The 20,243-nt window shown below is 35.8% G+C and carries 15 protein-coding genes; 6 read left to right on the forward strand and 9 right to left on the reverse strand.

Annotation, left to right across the window (positions count from 1 at the left end):
• Positions 1-21 precede the first annotated feature (21 nt).
• The 3 genes from KBP46_RS22895 to KBP46_RS22905 all read right to left on the reverse strand — a co-directional run bounded on the left by KBP46_RS22895 (position 22) and on the right by KBP46_RS22905 (position 3,873).
• On the reverse strand, positions 22-2,925 hold the full coding sequence (locus tag KBP46_RS22895; protein WP_253297302.1) for a DEAD/DEAH box helicase: 2,904 nt from the start codon (positions 2,923-2,925) through the stop codon (positions 22-24).
• A gap of 126 nt (positions 2,926-3,051) precedes the next feature.
• The gene (locus tag KBP46_RS22900; RefSeq protein WP_216444276.1) at positions 3,052-3,453 is read right to left on the reverse strand and encodes a hypothetical protein; all 402 of its coding nucleotides are present in this window, start codon (positions 3,451-3,453) and stop codon (positions 3,052-3,054) included.
• A gap of 111 nt (positions 3,454-3,564) precedes the next feature.
• Entirely contained in the window at positions 3,565-3,873 is a 309-nt protein-coding gene (locus tag KBP46_RS22905) for a helix-turn-helix domain-containing protein (RefSeq protein WP_216444277.1), read from the reverse strand.
• Between the two features lie 90 nt (positions 3,874-3,963).
• Between KBP46_RS22905 and KBP46_RS22910 the strand changes: the two genes are divergently transcribed.
• Positions 3,964-4,503 carry a hypothetical protein gene (locus KBP46_RS22910; RefSeq protein ID WP_216444278.1) on the forward strand — a complete coding sequence of 180 codons (540 nt, stop codon included), beginning with the start codon at positions 3,964-3,966 and terminating at the stop codon, positions 4,501-4,503.
• A 34-nt stretch (positions 4,504-4,537) separates the two neighbouring features.
• Here KBP46_RS22910 and KBP46_RS22915 read toward each other — a convergent pair whose 3' ends face one another.
• On the reverse strand, positions 4,538-5,755 hold the full coding sequence (locus KBP46_RS22915) for a hypothetical protein (protein WP_062671921.1): 1,218 nt from the start codon (positions 5,753-5,755) through the stop codon (positions 4,538-4,540).
• 460 nt (positions 5,756-6,215) lie between these two features.
• Here KBP46_RS22915 and KBP46_RS22920 point away from each other — a divergent pair, with 460 nt between their 5' ends.
• The 3 genes from KBP46_RS22920 to KBP46_RS22930 all read left to right on the forward strand — a co-directional run bounded on the left by KBP46_RS22920 (position 6,216) and on the right by KBP46_RS22930 (position 11,065).
• A complete protein-coding gene (locus KBP46_RS22920) occupies positions 6,216-8,720 on the forward strand; it encodes a PIG-L family deacetylase (RefSeq protein ID WP_216444279.1) in 2,505 nt (834 codons plus the stop codon).
• A 100-nt stretch (positions 8,721-8,820) separates the two neighbouring features.
• On the forward strand, positions 8,821-10,512 hold the full coding sequence (locus tag KBP46_RS22925; RefSeq protein WP_216444280.1) for a sodium:solute symporter: 1,692 nt from the start codon (positions 8,821-8,823) through the stop codon (positions 10,510-10,512).
• 34 nt (positions 10,513-10,546) lie between these two features.
• On the forward strand, positions 10,547-11,065 hold the full coding sequence (locus KBP46_RS22930; protein WP_062671916.1) for a DUF2911 domain-containing protein: 519 nt from the start codon (positions 10,547-10,549) through the stop codon (positions 11,063-11,065).
• Between the two features lie 103 nt (positions 11,066-11,168).
• Here KBP46_RS22930 and KBP46_RS22935 read toward each other — a convergent pair whose 3' ends face one another.
• Both KBP46_RS22935 and KBP46_RS22940 read right to left on the reverse strand, forming a co-directional pair.
• Positions 11,169-12,680, reverse strand: coding sequence for a serine hydrolase domain-containing protein (locus KBP46_RS22935; protein WP_216444281.1), 1,512 nt, complete (start codon positions 12,678-12,680; stop codon positions 11,169-11,171).
• A 267-nt stretch (positions 12,681-12,947) separates the two neighbouring features.
• Complete coding sequence (locus KBP46_RS22940; protein ID WP_062671912.1) at positions 12,948-13,769, reverse strand: alpha/beta fold hydrolase; 822 nt, start codon at positions 13,767-13,769, stop codon at positions 12,948-12,950.
• 527 nt (positions 13,770-14,296) lie between these two features.
• On the opposite strand from KBP46_RS22940, the gene KBP46_RS22945 reads away from it, so the two are divergent.
• On the forward strand, positions 14,297-14,890 hold the full coding sequence (locus KBP46_RS22945; RefSeq protein WP_062671909.1) for a Crp/Fnr family transcriptional regulator: 594 nt from the start codon (positions 14,297-14,299) through the stop codon (positions 14,888-14,890).
• 182 nt (positions 14,891-15,072) lie between these two features.
• On the forward strand, positions 15,073-15,468 hold the full coding sequence (locus KBP46_RS22950; protein WP_216444282.1) for a Rid family hydrolase: 396 nt from the start codon (positions 15,073-15,075) through the stop codon (positions 15,466-15,468).
• A gap of 131 nt (positions 15,469-15,599) precedes the next feature.
• Here KBP46_RS22950 and KBP46_RS22955 read toward each other — a convergent pair whose 3' ends face one another.
• From KBP46_RS22955 to KBP46_RS22965, 3 genes are all read right to left on the reverse strand, one after another.
• Positions 15,600-15,938: a hypothetical protein gene (locus KBP46_RS22955; protein ID WP_216444283.1), complete on the reverse strand. Its 339-nt coding sequence runs from the start codon at positions 15,936-15,938 to the stop codon at positions 15,600-15,602.
• 67 nt (positions 15,939-16,005) lie between these two features.
• A complete protein-coding gene (locus KBP46_RS22960; RefSeq protein WP_062671639.1) occupies positions 16,006-16,521 on the reverse strand; it encodes a hypothetical protein in 516 nt (171 codons plus the stop codon).
• An 11-nt stretch (positions 16,522-16,532) separates the two neighbouring features.
• Complete coding sequence (locus tag KBP46_RS22965) at positions 16,533-20,234, reverse strand: TNT domain-containing protein (protein ID WP_216444284.1); 3,702 nt, start codon at positions 20,232-20,234, stop codon at positions 16,533-16,535.
• Positions 20,235-20,243: the final 9 nt, after the last annotated feature.

Raw genomic sequence — 20,243 nt, forward strand, 5'->3', positions numbered from 1 at the left:
TTAAATCATAATCTTCTTGTATTAATTTTTCAATACAAAATATTGAATTGATTCATTATTTAAATCAGTAAATCCTTCCGACTCATCGTTCAGATTTACACCTGTCCAATCCCAAACTTCTATATTCTCCGCAGGATAGTTAAGGATTTCTTCATTAAATTTCACATAATCATTTCCTTGTAAAAAAGATCCATCATGAAACCACAATTTTGGTGGAAACTCATTAAAGAACTCCACAACCGTATAATTTTTCGAACCCATTTTCACATTTGCATCAGTAGGGGAAGTTTTAACAATAGCAAAGCTGAAAATTCTACTTCCATTAACCAATGTTTCACTTAGATTTAGCTGAAATGTGATTTTGTCTGTTTCTGTGTCTAAAGAGAAAGATAACAAATTCTCATTCTCAGGATTATGAGTATTAAGTTCTATACATGATAAGTCAAACTCATTTCCATTAATACTGAAAACAACCTTATCTTCAATTGACTTGTATATTTCATGATTCCAATCTACAGAAATAGGATAGGCATTAGGTTTAACAGATAATTTATTTGGTTTTATAGCATTTCTAAATAGGATGTTATTTGGATCAATATTGTTGTCCACAAGCTTAGTCCCAATTTCATCACACCAATCTAAGAACTGGTTAATTGTTCCTCGGGAATAAGACCAGATTCTTCCTTTTCTTGAACAGCCTATTGAAGTCATATCACCATCTTCAAATCCTACTCCAAAAACATTATTATTAATCCCCGATTGTTCTTCCGCTAATGAAAGACCTTCTTGCACTCCTTTTCCGTAATAGGATTGGAATGTAATATCTTTACCTAATCCTTTTCTTAATCCCAAATTGAAAAGCTTAACTCTATCAATATTGTGAAATGTTCTGAAGACATTTTCATCTTTTATTAATAGAGCGCCCTCCCCAATAACTGCATTAGCTAATTCTTTGTATTGACTTCCCTTGTCAGAGGAATGTATAAACAATAAGTTATTTCTTTGCTCCCAATAAACAATATAAATATCCCACTCAATATTGTAAACATCCTTGAAGTTTCCCCAATCAACAGCTTTTTTATTGCCTAAAAAAACTAGTAAAGTTTTTCTTTCTCTGTTTAAGTCGTGGAATTTATAATCATAGTTTTCATATCCTTTTATCCCATTTTTAAAATTCATTGGATGCCAATCATTAGTTTGATTTTTGTAAACTACCGAACTGAACGCAGGACGAATATCTTGAAAAGGTATGATTGATTGATCTAAATGATTGAACCCAGATAAAAATTCTTGCAAGTCTATCTGCTCTTGAGTAGCTTGTAAACTTAAAGATGGTAATATCGAATTCCAATTTGACTCCTTAACGTACAACAAACTCAATTCGTCACTCAAACTTGGTTGATAAAGATTTGCGATAAAGCTAGCTTTACCTAAATTGTTATCTCGATTAGTACGTGTAAATCTACCGGCAAACTGTAAAGTAATCGGTAAACTTTTTCTTACGTCATGAAATGCTGCTACCTTTAATTCTGGCAAATCAAAACCCTCTCCCAGCATATCCACACAAACAATAATTCTATGTTGTTTATTTATAATTGATTGTTTAATCTCAGATTGTCCTTTTAAATTGGAATATATTTTTATTGGATTTAAGTCTGTATATCCTGAATAAAGTTCAAAAACCTCATCAGCACGAGCTTTATCTTCACATCTCGCCATTAAGATATGTTCATATCCATTTGCAATATCCTCTCTCAATTTATTTACGGCTACTTCGGATAATTTTAAATCCGCACTTTTTTGGTCATATTCTCTAATTGGAATAAAATCAATTTCTTTAAAATATCCTTGCTCTTGAGCTTCCTTTAGTGTAAAATTGTATATAATCTTTCCATCAAGTAATTGTCCATCATTTCTATATGGAGTTGCAGTATATAACACCACTTTCTTTTTGTCGAAAGATTTTATAAATTTATCCCAACTTTTCGCTTTTGAATGATGTGCTTCATCAACAAAGAGATGTGAACATTCTTCAGTTAATATATTTGTTTGCTGTATAGACATAGAAGTTAATAAATTCATTGTAGAGACGACAACATTACACTTATCAAGAAAGTTCTTTAATTCATCTTCGTTTTCAAACCCTGTATTTAATATTCCTACCTTGGGATATTTAGCATCAAAAGATACAATAGACTTTCCATTAACATCGGTTTTTTTTAGCCAACCTAAATCATAAAATTTACTAGCCAATTGCCCCCTTAGTGCATCTGAAGGTACAGTCACTAGCAGTTTATTACATCTATTAGCAATTAACACAGATAACATAGTTTCGGTTTTGCCAGTACCTGTTGGCAAAACAACTGTCGCAATTTCATTTGCATTTGTTAAATGTCCTAAAATTGAATGGATAGCACCTATTTGTGGTTTCCGTAGACCAATACTATTATTTTCTACATATTCTTCTTTAAAAGTAAATGTATCTTTCCAGGAATCAGTAATAGCACTTGGTAAATATTCTACATCATATGGATGCTTCAACCATTTATCAAATATAATATTTCCATTCTCTGCATCAGCTTTGAGAAAACTTTTTGAAAGTAAAACAAAATCATGATTTTCTGGGATATCATTTTTATTTGTTGTTACATAATATTCAATATCATCAGAATCTTTTATAATTGTTTTGCCTCTTTGAAATGAAACTAATTCAAAATCCTTTTCAATTTCTTCTAAAACTAAATGTATTATAATATTTTTTTTAGAGAATTTCCAATTTTTTCTTCTCTTTGTAATCTTGGTAATTTTAATATCATATTGTTGTTTTTTAATACTTGTATAATTGTCAGGACAAAATATATTGAGGTTATTTATTTCTAATATAATAATTCTGTGAATAAATACATTACGGCTTTCCGTAAACACCAAAAATAAAAACCCTCTTATAATTTTCTATCAGTATTTTCACGGAATTTCTTAAAGATTTCGAAAATTTAATCACAAAAAATCCCAACTTTCGTCAGGGATTTTCAATTCTATTTTGTTGACTTATTATCTTCTTCTCGGGGCACTTCTGGTATGTGGCCTTACATAAGTTCCATCTTTTCTTGTGTAGCCTTTTACATGCACTGTTCCTCCGCCGCTTGTACTAGGAGTGTAATTGTAGGAAGAAGTGGATGTATTGTAATGTCTAGTCGATGTATAAGCACTATAAGAAGTATAACTTGGATTATAAGCTAAGCCGTAATAATTTCCCCATTTTATTTTTTTGTAATTCTTTTTGTTTGCTTTATCTGATATATAGACTTGAGTGTCTTTGGGTATTGTGGTTATAAGATTTTCATTACTGCTGGTTGCATATACATTGGTATCTTCAGTTAGTAATACCGTATAGTAATTTGTACAAGAGGTCATTGATAATAGAATTATCAAAAAGAAAGCGATTTTTTTCATGGATTTATTATTTAGTAATTAAAATTTTTTGCTGTTTTATAGATACAAACTTATCCTATTATTTCTGTTGAATATTACGGTTTTCCATAAAACAAAAAATCCCAACTTTCGTCAGGATTTTCTCTTATTTTGGTTTTTAAATTCTTTTTGTAGCTGATCGATTTCACCTTCAATCTTCTTTAGCTCTTTTTCATTGAGTTTTGTAAATAAATGTAATAGATCAATCTCAAGAAAATTACAGAATGTGACAAGACTTTCAATGGTTGGATTCGTTTCAGCCCTTTCAATCCTACCAACATGATTACTTGATATATTGAGCTCATTTCCAAGCTGAAACTGTGAAATTCCCTTTTTAAGCCTATATAACTGAATAAGCTTTCCAATTTGAAATTTTAATTCTTCTATTTCCCATTTATACATTTAGTAAAGTTTGAGCTTTCTAAAATTTTTCATCAACACATATATGTGTTTTATTGTTTTTTTTCTTACATTTATAAAAAAATACAAACAATGAAAAAAAGCAGAACAAACTTTGATCCCTGGTTTCGGGCAGAAAAGAAGAACTCCGGCTTGCAGCTGATAGAAACTTTCTTTCAGTATAATGAGCTGGATGTTTCCAAAGAAAGGCTCAGCAACATTATGAATTATGCGGTAAAGAGAAATAGCTGGATTCATGAAGATCCGGCGGTGATCTTCCAGTTTCATCAGTCGATGAGGTCATTGATCCGGGCGGGCTATCTCATGATGCTGAAGGACAGAAAATGGACGGTCGATACACAATCGGAAAAGATTTCCCCTTGGGTTCTTGGTCTGCTTTCGGAGAAAGAATACCGGAATCCTCTGTTGGTTTTCAAAAAAGCATTCAGTGCCTACAGCATCAAGGAATTTGATTACTTTATGTCCGGAATCGTCTATTTTTCAATGGGTGTTTATGAAAATCTACCGGAAAGAAATATCGTGATGCCCTACATCCATACAGTGAAAATGCTGGATGCTGCACATCTTATTCTTCAGAGAAGAAGAGAAAAGAAGATAACTGAAACCCATTAAAAATAAAAAATGCCCCTTTTTCAGGGGCATTATATTATTGAGCTTTTACTTGCTCTATCTTTATGTAAATTTTAGAAAGGTTGGGTTGGGCACTCCCTGAGGTGGGGGCTCCTGCCATAATGGTTGCGGTATAAGCAGTTTTTGAAGAAGCGTTGCTGTCTATCCAGGTATATCTTCTATGCTCAGGTCCGCCACTGGAACCATCTATAATCCCTACGTTCCCCCAGTAAGCGCTTCCTACTGCTCCGGTGCCTTGAGGAAACCAGGTAGCTGTTGCATCTCCCATACCGCCCCATACTCCTGAAGTAATATTGTTGGTAGTTTGAGCTGCTCCAATATAACCGCCATATTCGGTATTGTAATTCCAATATAGATTTACGGTAGAACCTGTATTGTTAAATAATTGTACATTAGGAATTGCGGCGGTTGTACCACTTGTGGTATCAAATATTACTCTGATGGAATACTTACCATCCGGGGTAGCAAGAGGGAAGGTATAAGCTTGTTTCCCGTTGGAATCAGTTGTCAGAGTAGGATATCCCATTGCTGCAACAGGTGCAATGTCTGCACGGCTGCTATTTCCCACGGTAGCGGTACAGTTTTGCGCTGCTGTTAGGAAAGAAACCGTACTGTTGGTCATCGGAATAGTCATGTCATTAGCAGTGGTGGGAGTTCCGCTTACTGAGAATACCAGTTCGCCATCACCAAACTCTAAAGTTCCCGGTCTTAGCTGGAAAGTCAATCCGTTGATGGTAAAAGGAGTTCCTGAATTATATGCTCCGCCGTTTCCTCCGCTATAAGTGACTCTCAGGTTTCCGGTGTAAGGAGTACCGGGAGTATAAGTAGAAGGACTTAAGTAAGCTGTAGTACACTGTAATGTAGAAATTGCCGGAGCTACGGCATTGGTTGCCTGTGTCAGTCTTTGCCATACTGTTCCGTCAAAATAATAATAACCCATAGCAGTAACATTGATACGTTGTCCTGTGGCATCTCCGCCGGTGACGTCCGTAATATAAATTAATGCGCCGGTCTGATTGGTGCCATAGGTAGCGGTATTGGCTGTAAGCTCAGCTCTGGTAAGCCTTGGGGCCTGTAATCCGAATGTTTGTGTGTTATTCGTAATCACTCCTGAAGTGTCCCTTGTGGCAGATACATCCAATGTTGTTTTAGGTGAAGCTGTGTTGATCCCTACTTGGGCAAAAGAAATACCTGAAATAAGAATAGCAGTGAGATGTGTAAATTTTGTTTTCATATGAGGGTGTATTTTGTGTGAACCAAATATAATTCTTTTTTTTGTGAAAAATGAAAAAAAGAAGTTTGTGATTGATAAAAATTAACTAATTGGTAATATTGAGTATCATTATGATATGTTTTTTAAGATAAAAATTTAATTTTTTTTATCGGCTAATTTTCATTTTTTATGAGCAATAAAAGGCACAAGAGCTTTTTAAACACTTTAGTTATGTAAGCTAATCTGCTTTGTGTATAAGAAGTCCACTAAAGTTTTGTAGAAAATCGAAGATATTCATCTTATGTGAACTTCATTATGTAGTGTTTCCTTAGACTTTGTGAAGTGTACTAAAGTGTTTAAACAATAAAATTTTCTGCCTTTGCGGTTAATTTTAAAAAAAAATTCTGTAAAATTCACAGCCTGATTCTTTTAATGTTGAAAGAAAGAGGATTTACTTATATTTGCCGCAAAGCAAATTTAAATGTTCAAAAAAGTAAGCACTATATTTATCCTTGGCTTTTATACGGTATTTTGTTCGGCCCAGCAGGTCCGGCCTTCCCAATCATCTGAAATTTACCGTGAAATCAAAACGCTGAAACATCTTCCTAAAGTTTTATACCTTGCAGCTCATCCCGATGATGAGAATACGGGATTGCTCTCCTGGTTAATCAACGACCAAAATGTAGAAACGGGCTATCTGTCTTTAACCAGAGGTGATGGCGGGCAGAATTTATTAGGCACAGAACAAGGTGCTGCATTGGGTTTAATCAGAACGCATGAGCTTTTGGAAGCAAGAAAGTTAGATGGTGCCCAACAGTTTTTTACCCGTGCGATTGATTTCGGGTTTTCTAAAAATACGACCGACACTTTTAAACAATGGAATGCAGACAGTATTACAGCAGATGTAGTCTGGGTAATCCGTAAATTCCGTCCGGATATTATCATTTGTCGTTTTCCTCCTACTGCTGCGGCAGGGCACGGACAACATGCAGCTTCGGCTGTGGTAGCGGAAAAAGCCTTTAAGCTGGCAGGTGATAAAACGGCTTTCCCGGATCAACTGAAATATGTCAATGCATGGCAGCCAAAACGCGTATTGTGGAATACTTTCCGCTTTGGTGGAGTGAATACCACTGCTGAAAACCAACTGAAAGTGACCGTTGGGCAATATGACGCTCAACTGGGAATGGGTTACGGAGAATTGGCCGGATTAAGCAGAAGTTTGCATAAAAGCCAGGGAGCAGGAACACAGTCTGTAGCCGGGATCAGAATAGAATATTTTGCCCACGTTGCCGGTGAGCCTGCAGAAGCAACTCTTTTTGACGGAGTTACTAAAACCTGGACTTCACAAGGAAACGCTGATATTGATCAGTCATTAGATCAGATTATTTCTGCTTTCAATTTCAATCATCCAGACCTCAGCTTACCTGCTTTGCTTGCTTTGCGAAAAAAGGTCATGGCAATCAAAGATGGAGATTTTAAAAAGGATAAAATTAAATCTCTTGACCATATTATTTTAAGCTGTGCCGGATTTATGGGTGAGGTTGTTACCAATCAGGCTGAAGCGGTTGCCGGAGATCATTACACTTTCAGGTTAAATCTGATTTCAAGAGCTGCAGATCCTGTTATTTTAGAGGACGTACAATGGCTAAGTCAATCAGAAAATTTTAACCGAAAACTATCAAAAGATTCTTTAATTACCATTCAGCACGACATTCAGATTCCTGCTGATGCAGCACTCACAGAACCTTACTGGTTGGCAAAACCTCCCGTGAATGCAGCCACTTTCTCCGTTCCCAATGATACTTTAATCGGTTTACCGGAGGCAGAATCACCGCTGAATGTTTTACTTGGTTTAAAAATCGGTTCAGAAAAGTTTCAGGTTAAGCTTCCTTTATCTTTCAAGAAATTAGATCCGGTGCGTGGTGATGTGGTCGAAGCTTTGCGCATTGTTCCAGCATTGGAACTGAAATTTACACAATCACTTTATTGGGTCAAAGAAAATGAAGATTTACATTTGAGTTTACATTTTAAGATGAATTCCAACAAACCGTTCAATAAAGGTGTTTTGAACCTCATGTATAACGGAGAAAGATTAGGAAGTGCTGAAGTAAATTCTGTAAAAGAGAAAGATTTTACTTTCGATTATGTTATTCCAAAAGCTAAGCTTGCTTCCCTAAGCTCAAACCGTTTGCAACTGGACGCCAATTATGTTGCAGATGGAGCTATCTATAATAAAAAACAAATATTAATTCAGTATCCGCATTTGCCTTCCCTGCAATATTTTGCGCCTGCCACTGTGACAGTAATGAAAGGCGATATTCAGGCGAAAGTAAAAAAAGTAGGTTACATACAAGGTGCGGGTGATTTTATTCCCGAGTTTCTGCGCATTGCAGGTGTTCAGGTAGATATCCTGAAAGACGAAGATTTTTATGGAAACATAGATGAATCCGGCGGAAACGGCAATCAAAACAAACTATCACAATATGATGCCATTGTATTGGGTGTTCGTGCCAATAACACCGAAAAAAAGCTGGGCCGCTGGATGCCGTTTTTATGGTCCTATGCCAAAGCCGGAGGCAATCTGGTGATGCAGTATAATACCAACCAGGATACAACCGTTGACAAATTGGGAATGTACAATTTCACTATTGCCAATAAGCGTGTTACTGAAGAAAATGCTGCGGTTAGGTTTTTAAATCCCAATCATAAATTACTGAACTTTCCGAATAAAATAACTGCGGATGATTTTAAAGGCTGGGTACAGGAACGTGGTGCCTATTTCCCTGCTCAATGGGATGCCGCATATGAACCGCTTTTTGAAATGCATGATACGGATGAAGAGCCTCTTCAGGGATCAACTTTATATGCCAGATACGGAAAGGGTAATTTTATTTATACACCGTTAGCATTTTTCAGACAGTTGCCTGCGGGAAATGTAGGAGCTGCACGTTTATTTTTAAACTTTTTATCTGCACAGAAAAACTAATGAACAAACAACTTAAAAACTGGAATATCTGGTACATACTATTAGCCGTTGCATTAGCAGTACAGATCGTATTTTATTATGGGTTTACTAAATTCTGGGCATGAGTAATATAGATTGGACGGTTCTTATTGTTACACTTGTTGCAGTGGTGGTTTACGGCGTATTCATCGGTCGTGGCCAAAAAAGCAACGAATCCTACCTGAAAGCAGATAATAAAATGCCCTGGTATATTGTGCTCATCGGTATTATGGCCACCCAGGCAAGTGCCATTACATTTCTTTCAGCACCGGGCCAGGCTTATACAGACGGAATGCGCTTTGTGCAGTATTATTTTGGCTTGCCTTTGGCGATGATTGTGATCTGTATTACTTTCATCCCGATTTTTCAACGCTTAAATGTTTATACTGCCTATGAATATTTAGAAAACCGTTTTGATAAAAAAACAAGGGTGCTCACTTCACTGCTTTTTCTTTTTTCCAGAGGGTTATCAACCGGAATCAGTATTTACGCTCCGAGTATTATCTTATCAAGCGTTTTAAACTGGAATATTTATTTAACCAATGTTTTAACAGGTGGCATTCTGTTGATCTACACTTATATTGGAGGTGCAAAAGCGATCGCTCACACCCAGAAATTACAGTTTCTTATTATTCTCGGAACTATGGCTTTTGCAGGGTATCTCCTTATTCAGAATATGCCGGATGGAATCGGTTTTAATGATGCGCTGTATCTGGCGGGGAAATCCGGGAAGCTTAATGTCATCACCACGGAATTTGACTGGAAAGATAAATACAATATCTGGAGTGGAATAATTGGTGGTTTTTTTCTGGCGCTTTCTTATTTCGGGACAGACCAGAGCCAGGTCGGTAGGTATATCACTGCAAAAGATAATACTAATGCAAAAATGGGCTTGCTGCTGAACGGATTGGTTAAAATTCCGATGCAGTTTGCTATTCTCCTGATTGGTGCTTTGCTTTTCGCTTTCTTTTCTCTGAAACCTGCTCCGATTTATTTTAATGAACGTTCCTATCAGCATTTAAAGGAAGCAAATCCTGAACAGGCTGCGGCTTTTGAAAAAGAACATCAGGATTTACAGTTAAAATTTAATGCAGAATCGAAGGAAATTCTCAAGTTAAAAGAAACGCATTCTCCACAACTTCAAAAAACAATTCAGGATTTTAAAAATACACAGACAGAAGTCAAAGCATTACACAGCAGGGTAGAGGAAGCTATCAATCATTCCAACTATACTACGGAGAAAACAGATACGAATTACATTTTCCTGTATTTCGTAAAAAATACATTGCCTGTAGGGATGATCGGTTTACTGTTTGCCGTTATTTTTCTGGCCAGCTGGGGCTCCATTTCGGCCGCGCTTAATTCCCTTGCTGCCTGCTCATTAAAAGATGTTCATTTACTATTTAAAAAAGAACTTCCTGATGAGAAAACCGAATTGAAGTACAGCCGCCTGCACACTTTAGCATGGGGTATTTTCTCAATCGGTGTAGCCATGTTTGCCACGCAAATGGGTTCTCTCATTGAAGCGGTGAATGTATTAGGTTCTCTTTTCTACGGTCCGATCCTGGGAATTTTTCTGGTGGCATTTTACTATAAAAAAATTGACGGACCGAATGTATTTATTGCTGCAATTTTATCAGAAATTACGGTCATTGCCATTTATCAGTTTGATATTGTTTCCTTCCTTTGGCTTAATGTAATAGGGGCAGCAGCGGTGATTATATTTTCAGCAATCGGATTGCTGTTTTATAAGCAGAAAACAGTAAATTCGTAAGCAAATAATAATAAAAACAAACAAATAAAATATTATGAAAACAATGATTAAATCAGCTACTGTACTTTTTGCAGCAGTGACGCTTTCCGTAAACGCTTTTGCACAGGAAACTAAAAAACCTGCCAGCCCTCCGGCTACTGCTACAGGAAAAATTAAAGATGCAAACATTACAATTGCCTATAGCAGTCCTTCAGTAAAAGGACGTACAATCTGGGGTGGTTTGGAAGCTTATGATAAAGTTTGGCGTGCAGGTGCTAATGAAGCCACTACTTTCGAAACGGATAAAGATATTACCGTTCAGGGTAAAAAACTACCTGCAGGTAAATACAGCTTTTTCTTAATCCCTAAACAAAGCGGAACCTGGACTGCGATTTTTAACAAGGAGCCAAAACAATGGGGTGCTTATAAATACGAACAATCTAAAGATGCTTTACGTGTTGATGTAAAAACAAAGGCTTTGCCGGCTACACAGGAAACTTTAGTTTATAAAATAAACAATAATGGATTTACAATGGATTGGGATAAAATCTCAGTGCCTGTAGAGATCAAATAAATGTAAGTATAAGAAATGAAAATCCCGGATTAACCGGGATTTTTTGTTTATTATTTTGATATTGTATCCAAGATTACTGTCATTACATCGAAAAAAGTGTAATTTATTTTTGAGTAGTCAAAAGTTGATTGATTTTCAAAATCATTTCCTTCGCATTCTGATTGGTCGGATCAAGTTCCAATGATTTCTGATAGTCGCTTTTTGACAATGTATATTCTTTTTTGTTAAAATAAGCTTCACCACGACTGTCATATACATTTCCTGACGTTGGAAATTCATTGACATTTAAGTTAAAAATCTTAAGTGCTGCCTCTGATTGGTTGTCTCTTAGCAATTCATAGCCAAGCTCGTTGAGTTCGTTTTCATTGGAGAAGTTGTAGCCATTGGGATTATTCTTTTTTAGTTCCTGGTACAATGCAATTCCTTTGTCAATATTTTTTAAACATTCCTTTCTGATAGTTAAGGCAATGGATTCTTTTTGAGGCTCAATGGGATAATTTTTCCATTGGTTCAAACTGGCAATACTTAAAAGAATTTCATCGATGAGTTTGAAATTATTGCCGTTAGTCATTACAACCAGACCGTTTCCGTCTTCAACACTTCCAATATAGTAACACGCAAAACCTTCATTCCCACCACTGTGTCCGAAATATTTTGTGCCTTTGAAATCATTCAGAAACACGCCGTAATTATTTTCAATTCTCTTTACAGACATTTCCTTTGATAAAACTTTATTCGATTTGCCTGCAAATGACAATTGCGTTTCGATGATATATTTTGCCAGATCATTGGGGTTGGTCCATAAACCGGCTGCTGCTTTTTCAGGATAAATATGATATTTACCTTTTACTTCCTTTCCGTTAACATAAGCCGTTGCCAGTAATTTTTCTTTATGTGAAGAAGGCGGTTGATTATAAGAACTTTCATTCATCCCTAAAGGGGTCAAAACATTTTTCAACATATAATCTTCATACTTTTCTCCTGTAGTATTTTCAAGGATTAATTGTGAAATGGTTGTTCCCCCTCCTGAATATTGAAATTTAAGGTTGGGCTCAAACACACACCGCACCGCAGGAGAATTGGCAGGTTTTTGTCCATCGAGAATTTGTAGGAGAGTAGGTAATTCTTTCCCTCTTTGATAGCCTCCGAAACCATGAACGGATAAACCTGCTTTATGGCTTAACAGATTAGCAAGGGAAATTTTTTTGCCTTTTGAAACCGAGTCGTATGGAAATTTCCAGGTTTTTAAATACTTATTGATGTCATTGTCCAAGTTTAATTTTCCTTGTTCAACCAATTTTAAAAGACCGAGACTGTTGATAGACTTGCTGATAGATGCGGCCTGAAACAGCGTTTGCTGAGTTGCTTTTCTGTTTTCAGCAACATCTGCATAGCCATACGCTTTTATCCATTCTATCTTATAATCTTTTATGACCGCAATGCTTACTGCATTCATGTTGTAGAAAGCCATTCTTTCTTTTAGCGTCCACTTTTTTGTTTTCGATGTATCCCAGCTCAGCAGATTATCTTCGAATGATTTTATTTTATCCTTCACACTTTGGGCGAAAACATTCAACGATAAAGAAAGCAGTAGGATGAGGTGTATTTTTTTCATTTAGAAATATTGAATTGGTTATGTATGTAATAAGACAATTCAAAAGAAGATGTTGTTACATTTTGTACTTGTTTTACTTTTCCGTTTGCCTCTCCATTTTTTCTGTCATTTCTTCGTTCCCCCAAGACCTATTGCTTTTTTATAATAATCTAATGCTACATCATATTGCTGATTGGTATAGTACACTTCTCCCAGACTATCCAATAGACTATTTTGTCTTGCATAAAAAAAGGGGAATCATTTTCGATTCCCCTTTTATATTTTATATTAAGCCTCAATAAATTCCAAAAGATCTTTATTAATGGTTTCGTGCTCCGTAGTAGGCATTCCGTGAGGGAAACCCGGGTACGTAATCAGTTTTCCGTTTTTCAACAGTTTTGCAGATTTAATGGCAGAGTTTTCGATGGGAACAATTTGATCATCTTCTCCGTGAAGAACCAAAACAGGAATATCTACAGCTTTTAAATCTTCAGTAAAGTCAGTCTCGGAAAATGCTTTGATTCCGTCATAATGTGCCACGATTCCGCCCATCATTCCTTGTCTCCACCAGTTTCTCTGTACCCCGTCTTTTACATTAGCTCCTTCTCTGTTGTATCCGTAGAAAGGGAAAGTCAAATCAAAATAAAACTGGTTTCTGTTATTCAAAGTCTGTTCTCTGATTCCATCAAAAACTTCCATCGGAACACCGTCAGGGTTGTTTTCACTTTTTACCATTACTGGTGGAACGGCGCTGATTAAAACTGCTTTTTTGGCTCTTCCGTTAGAATATTTATGAACGTAACGGATCACTTCACCACCTCCTGTAGAGTGACCAATGTGAACGACATCTTTCAGATCAAGGAATTCAACCAATTCTGCAGCGTCAGAAGCATATTGCTCGATGGTGTGATTGTAAATATTCTGGCTGGAACGACCGTGGCCTCTTCTGTCGTGTGAAATTACTCTGTACCCTCTCTGAAGGAAGAAAATTACCTGTGCATCCCAATCGTCTGATGATAATGGCCATCCGTGGTGAAACATTAATACTGGCCCTTCTCCCTGGTCTTTATAAAAAATCTCTGTTCCGTCTTTTAATTGTAATGTGCTCATTGTTTTTAATTTTTAATGTTGGGTTAATTTATTTGATAAGTATTTGTTTTCTTATTTCTTTAGCAAATGTATGGTGGATAAAGCAGATAGAAATTAATCTAGTTTAATTTCGTGCATTTTGATAAAGTTTTTTATTCTGATAGTTATTTTTATCTTCCACTTGCCCCACTTATCATGCTGCTTTCAAAATCTGTATCTACTTTCTCTTCAAAACTAACACAGCCACCTAATTTTTTTAGGATTGTAAAAAACATGAAATTCTAGAAAGGATGATCGAAAACAATGGAGGTTGAAAAGGGAAAATACAACATGATGAAAGAGTTTGTCTGGGTTATGTCAAAGAAAATGAAGCAGATATTATTTTGCTGGGTTCAGGATTGTAAAAAAGTTTGAAAATGAGATTTAAAAAAAATGTAAAAATATAAACCGAAAATATGAAGATAATTGATCATTACGGCTGTGGCAGAGTGCTCCCGGAGATTGAAATTTACACACTTTTGCCTAATTTGCAGCTGTAAAATAAATTTATGTTTCAAAATATTATCAAAAACATCTCACGATTTGTTACTTTAACAGAAGAAGAGGAAAACATTTATGAAGGTTTGCTCACACTTCAGAAGTACCCGAAGAAAACACACCTTCTGCGTGAAGGAGAAATTTGTCAGTTTGAAGGTTTTATAAAGCAGGGCTGTACACGAACATATTATCTTGATGAAAACGGTTTTGAAGTGACCCTTCTGTTTGCTGTTGAAGATTGGTGGATTACGGATATTGATTCTTTTAATAATAAAACGCCTTCGAAGATTTTTATAGAAGCCCTGGAAGATACCGAAATTTATATTTTGAATCCGGAAACCAAAGAGGAATTACTGCAGAAGGTTCCGAAGTTTGAAAGAGCATTCCGGCTGATGATGCAGCGGTATGTGGTGACGCTTCAAAATCGCCTTATCAATACAATTTCTCAACCTGCCACTGACCGTTACCTGGAATTTATCAGAGTTTATCCTACCATCCCGCAGCGTGTAGCGCAGTATTATATTGCATCATACCTTGGCGTTTCTAAAGAGTTTGTGAGTACAATTCGAAAACGTTTAGCTAATAAAGAAAAACAGAAACAATAAGCAGAAAATTTTCCTTTCCCGAGGTGAAAACGAAAATTCTAAGAATTTTTAGGGTGGTTTATACAAAATGTGTAAATCACTTTTTTATTGAGAATACAAGAAAAAGTCATTTATTAAACCAGTTCAATTTCTGAGGTTTTTATCAGTTCTATATTTGCTTTATTAATTTAAACAATAAAAAAATGTTACAGGAAAACAACAAAATAGCAGAAGGCTTAGGAATGCCTTGGGAAGATATCTACGGATATGCACAGGCGGTAAAGAAAGGAAATACCGTTTGGATTTCAGGTCAGTTGGGTCACAACAAGAAAGGCGAATTGGCAGAAGGAATGGAAGCGCAAATGAAACAAACTTATGCAAACATCAAAGAATTATTATCAAGATATGATATGACGATGGAAAATGTGGTGGAAGAAGTGATCTACGCAATGGATATGACGACGGCTTTTGAGGCGAGAAAAAATTTCAAAACAGAATTTTATGATAACCCTAAAGCTGTTGCCAGTACAATGGTTGGAGTAAGCGGGCTTGCATTGCCTGAGCAGCTTGTCGAAATTAAAATTGTGGCAACTGTATGAGTTTCTGGTCTTGAAGAGAAAAGGAAGATGAAAACGGATGCGGATTGATAAAACTGATTTATTGTAATATTGATGAGGTTTTCAGATAAAAAATCAGAGCAGAAATAATCTGCTCTGATTGTATTTTTTACTTATTGATAAATGCCTTCTAAAAACAGCATATACCTTCCGGGTTGAAATTCTCCATATGAAAACAGATAGATCACATCATTCTTTTTCAGATAATGAACTTCTAATCCTTCTTCAGATACGTATTTTTCAATAAAAGTATTTTTTACATTAAATTGACTTTCCTTGACGATGGTTTCAAAGCTTTCATCATCTATTTCTTTTTTTAAATCTCTTAACGGACTGTTGTAAAAATCAATCAATTTGATTTTGTGATTTTCAATTTCAAAAATTTCTTTTAGGCATTCTTGTTCATCGCCATCAAATAATTTTTGCCTGGTTATATCGTTTTTTCTGATCATATTTTTTTAGTTTAGATTTAATATAATAATTTACTAAAGGATATGTTCTTTAAGCCTCAATTTAAAATTATTGTGCTTCTGAAATCAATTTTTCTATTAACTTCCAATCTACATTTTCATCAAAATGATCCCAATCTGAAATTTGGTTTGGTCTGTTTTCAGGGGGTAAAGGAGATACGTAAAATATACATCGGTAAGCAGTTTCCCTAATATTAACTTCAGTATTTTTATTTTCGAGAATTGAATAAAGTGTTTTCATAACTGATGCTTTATTCTGTTTACGATATGTGTTTGCCCAACTTATCAGGGCATCTGATCGTACGTCGTCATCTTTATCATAAGAAAACATTTCCCATGCTTTATCTCTAAATTCGTCCATTCCCCAATAAAAGCACAAAACTCTGATGGATGCACTGCGTGCTTGCTCGTTGGGATCGTCGCATATTTTTACAATAGTATTCTTTAACTGATTTTTTTCCTGAGGTGTCCAAGAATATTTTTTTCCGCAATCTATTAACAAATCATATAATTCGTTTCCGTCTGATTCATTTTCAAGTAATTGCTGCATTTCTTTTACATTCATGATATTTGTAATTAATTTTTTATTGTTTTATTTATTTCTTCTTTTAATTTACTTAAATCTTTTAGTAAATCTTCAAATTCCTGATAGTTTAATGGATTTTTAGACATTTGGCTTTTTAAAGCTTTCGTAGCATTTATAATACTGTTCATTGCTTGTTCATTTTCAGCCAGATGATCATAAGGAATTCCATTTGAATCTAAAATTTGCTCTCCTCTTTTCTCCTTAATTACAGCAGCTAAATCATCTGGTGTTAGATTTTTTTTAATACTGTTCCGAGCTTTTTCAAGCTTTCTCTTTAAATCCTGCAAATGATGAGAAAAATCCAAATCCCTCCATTTCTTTAAGAAATTATTTCTATAGTTCTGCCAATCAATTACTCTTTGCAGTTCTTCGGGAGTAAGCGGAGGTTTGTTTTTTCCTGTTGAAGTCAATTGGTCCTCTGGATATCCTGTGGTTTTTACTTTTTCAACCTGAACTACCTCTTCCTTGCTATTGATTGGTGTACTTTCTTCTCCTAAGTCTTTAATTCCTGATGTATGTTCACCTTCTGTAATAACTTTTGACTCAGCTAAAGTAGTGTTTTTTGATGTTTTAGCGATAGGTTTTATATATCCTTCTTTTATTAAATCATTGATAGATACCGGAAGTTCATATTGAATACCTCCGCCTTTTTCTCCAAACCAAGGAATGATTTCCCCTTCACTGACTAGAGGTATGTCTTTCAGAACTTTATACCTTGTATATGGTTTACTATCTGTCCCTTTAGATAAAGCTCTGTCTGTATAAGGAGTACCATCTTTTCCTGCAAAGGTTCCTTTATCCTGGAAAACTCCATTTTCATCGATCCATCCGCCGTATCTGTCAAAAATAGTTCCTTCTTTTAAGGTAACCTCTATGGTACTTGTTGCCCCACGGTTCGGAGGCCAGTTTTCATTGAGATTCTTATCCGTAAACAATTGTTCTAATTGTTTCCAGTTTTTATTTTTAAATAAATTATAAGCCTGTTTTGCGATTTCATCAGATGGGAAACCGGTTTCAACGGATTTCAGGAACTGATTAAAATCGGGTTGTTTATAAGTATTCTCCAGAGCGTGTACTGCCGGTCTATTGGTGGCTGTATTTTTAGGTGTTTTTCCGCCCGTTAAATTCTCAGGCGTATCAATAAACTCACTATGCTGCTCCGGATTGTAAGGTTTTTTTGAGGTTTGCCTTTTTACCTTTGGCAGTTTCTCTAATTCTCCTCCTTTTAAGTTTTTACTGCTTAGCATGACCAATCCTGCAGTTAATGTCAACTGTCCTAAAATTTTAACAATCGCATCTATTTTTTCTGCAGTAGTTAAGTTTTTATTATCATGGATATCTTGTATGCTTTCCAAGCCATCAACTGTAATCATCACTGCAGCAGTGCCATTAAGGGCAAAATCAGTTAAAATGATATACTGCATCCCTGTTGATGATATTTTTATAATAGAGGAAGCCTTAGCGATGCTGGACAATGAGCCTGCCATTCCTAAAAAGCTGGAAGCTATCATAATGACATCTAAAGTCAGGGTTTCATTGGTCAATGTTCCTTTTTGTACTTTATCAATAATGCTGGCAGTTCCTGAAGTGGCACCTGTGGCACCTGCAGCTATAAATAAGTAAGGAGCAATAGGTGCTGCCGGCGTAAATGAAGCAACCAATCCTGCTACTGCGAAACCTAAAGAAGCCCAACCCGCTCCCGTGGAAAGCGATTCCATGAACGATGCCCCATTAGTAGTGAAATTCCCTTTTAGAGTAGGATAACCTAATCTATTGGACGGAATTTCATAAGCCAGAATCCCATCCGGATAGGTGTTTCTGCTGTCAAATTCTTCAAATAAATCTTTTAAATTATTTCCTTCATAAGTACGCTGATGCTGTACACCTGGAGTAAGATCTGTTAATACATAATTGCCCGGATTCTTTTTGCTTTTTCCTATAAACAAATTGAGAGACAAGGTTTCTGTTGTTTCCTCATTGATGGCTACGGCATTAATAGCTAATGCTGTTTGGGGAGCAATGGTATTAAAGCTTTTGTCAATGTTTTTCTTATAGTCTCGTATGTTTTTTAGAGCCTGATAATCATCCTTGGGTAAGATAACCTGTCGGTAAGATGCTTCCTGTCCTGTCAGATTATTATTTTTGTCTAATACCAGACAATGAATGGTATAAACTCCTGTTAGTGAGTTTACAAAAGTAGCTGTTGTCTGAGCCGAATTCATATTCCAGCCATCACGGCCAAAGTATTCTCCTCTTTTATAACCGTAGACATCCGCATTTTTAGCATATTCTACTCCCATTTCTTTTGGAGTATTGATTTCAGCAAACCAGAAATAATGATGATCTTTAGGAATAGGCCGTCCTTTAATCGAATAATACAAACGTGGAATATGATTAGGAGAAACACTTCCAACTTCTTCAGGGTTTTTAGATTCGGATTTAATAAAGAAATTTGGATTGCTTTTCTGCTCTTCAGCTGCTCCTTTCGAAAGATTGAACTCAATAAAAGCTACCTGTTGTCTGAAATCTGAATAATTTTGAATTTTATTATTTTTCAAATCACCCGCTGCCGCCTCTTCAAGGGTCTTAACCTGATATTCTTTGGTATAAGCTCTGAATTCCTTTGTTAGGGTATTTTCTATGATGAAGACAAATGTAAAGTTCCCTGATTGATGGGTATTAATAGAAAACTGGCTGATTACCGTTCCATCCTGTCTGAATGTTTTAGTGTCCTTTCTAAAAGGATATTCAAACAGGTTGTATACTCTGCCGTTATTCCGGATCAATACTTTTCGGACAACTTCCGGAACTTTTGGTTTGTTTCCTTCAGCATACATAACAGGAGTTTCATATTGATAGGTACAATCAAACTCTATAGGTTGTCCTTCTATGGCATACTTTGTCTTAGGCTTAATCCATGATCCTTTACCTGTGACTACAACTTCCTGCAGCAGCTCACCTTCAGGATGTGCCGGCTCTGGCTCCAGCACTGGTTGTGGCTCTTCATAGTTTGCATATAATAACCGGATTGCTTTAAATAAGTCTTTGTTGCCTAATTCTTCATATAAATCCTGTACTAAACCTACTTTTCTTTTAGGTTTGTATGTTGCGTCATAATATTGAATAAGCTCGTATCTTTCTTCATAGGAAAGTTTTTCTAAAGCCATAAAAACTTTATCTTCATCAGTTCCTGCAAAAATCCCCATTGTTCTGTGCTCAAAGGCTTCGTACAGCATTTTTGCACGTTCAGAAACAGGAAGTCCAACTTCTTTCCGACTGTTTAAGAAATTCAATGCTTCATTCATTTTCAGCAAGGTTTCTCTATTAAGAGTACCGGAAGTATTAATATTATTTTTGCGTTGAAAGTTGATAATTCCAGTTTTGGTTTCGTTCCAGAAAAGATTCTTATTTTCAGGAGTTTGATGTCCTAATTTATTAAGGGCGTTATGAAGCGTTGAGATATGCTGCCCTTTGTCAAATAATTGAATAACAGAGGCATTTTTTTCTACTTTATTGAATGCTCTGTTTTTAAAAGGTTCATATGTTATTTGGGTACTTTCTGCTTTAGCGAGAGATATTTTGCTGTCCTGATCGGTGATTTGCTCATGCTTATCTTTATCCTCTTTACTATTGGTATTTTGCTTCCCGGACCTGCCAGCCCTGGGTGCAAATGTCTTTTTGTGTCTGCTCATGTTATTGGT

Source organism: Chryseobacterium sp. PCH239, assembly GCF_018924625.1.
GTDB lineage: Bacteria > Bacteroidota > Bacteroidia > Flavobacteriales > Weeksellaceae > Chryseobacterium > Chryseobacterium cucumeris.

Excerpts from the sequence above, each read along its gene's own strand:
- KBP46_RS22925 (WP_216444280.1), top strand. The coding sequence starts at position 8,821 with ATGAGTAATATAGATTGGACGGTTCTTATTGTTACACTTGTTGCAGTG.
- KBP46_RS22960 (WP_062671639.1), bottom strand. The coding sequence starts at position 16,521 with ATGAATGTAAAAGAAATGCAGCAATTACTTGAAAATGAATCAGACGGA.
- KBP46_RS22915 (WP_062671921.1), bottom strand. The coding sequence starts at position 5,755 with ATGAAAACAAAATTTACACATCTCACTGCTATTCTTATTTCAGGTATT.
- KBP46_RS22900 (WP_216444276.1), bottom strand. The coding sequence starts at position 3,453 with ATGAAAAAAATCGCTTTCTTTTTGATAATTCTATTATCAATGACCTCT.
- KBP46_RS22910 (WP_216444278.1), top strand. The coding sequence starts at position 3,964 with ATGAAAAAAAGCAGAACAAACTTTGATCCCTGGTTTCGGGCAGAAAAG.
- KBP46_RS22950 (WP_216444282.1), top strand. The coding sequence starts at position 15,073 with ATGTTACAGGAAAACAACAAAATAGCAGAAGGCTTAGGAATGCCTTGG.
- KBP46_RS22920 (WP_216444279.1), top strand. The coding sequence starts at position 6,216 with ATGTTCAAAAAAGTAAGCACTATATTTATCCTTGGCTTTTATACGGTA.
- KBP46_RS22905 (WP_216444277.1), bottom strand. The coding sequence starts at position 3,873 with ATGTATAAATGGGAAATAGAAGAATTAAAATTTCAAATTGGAAAGCTT.
- KBP46_RS22940 (WP_062671912.1), bottom strand. The coding sequence starts at position 13,769 with ATGAGCACATTACAATTAAAAGACGGAACAGAGATTTTTTATAAAGAC.
- KBP46_RS22935 (WP_216444281.1), bottom strand. The coding sequence starts at position 12,680 with ATGAAAAAAATACACCTCATCCTACTGCTTTCTTTATCGTTGAATGTT.
- KBP46_RS22955 (WP_216444283.1), bottom strand. The coding sequence starts at position 15,938 with ATGATCAGAAAAAACGATATAACCAGGCAAAAATTATTTGATGGCGAT.
- KBP46_RS22945 (WP_062671909.1), top strand. The coding sequence starts at position 14,297 with ATGTTTCAAAATATTATCAAAAACATCTCACGATTTGTTACTTTAACA.
- KBP46_RS22965 (WP_216444284.1), bottom strand. The coding sequence starts at position 20,234 with ATGAGCAGACACAAAAAGACATTTGCACCCAGGGCTGGCAGGTCCGGG.
- KBP46_RS22930 (WP_062671916.1), top strand. The coding sequence starts at position 10,547 with ATGAAAACAATGATTAAATCAGCTACTGTACTTTTTGCAGCAGTGACG.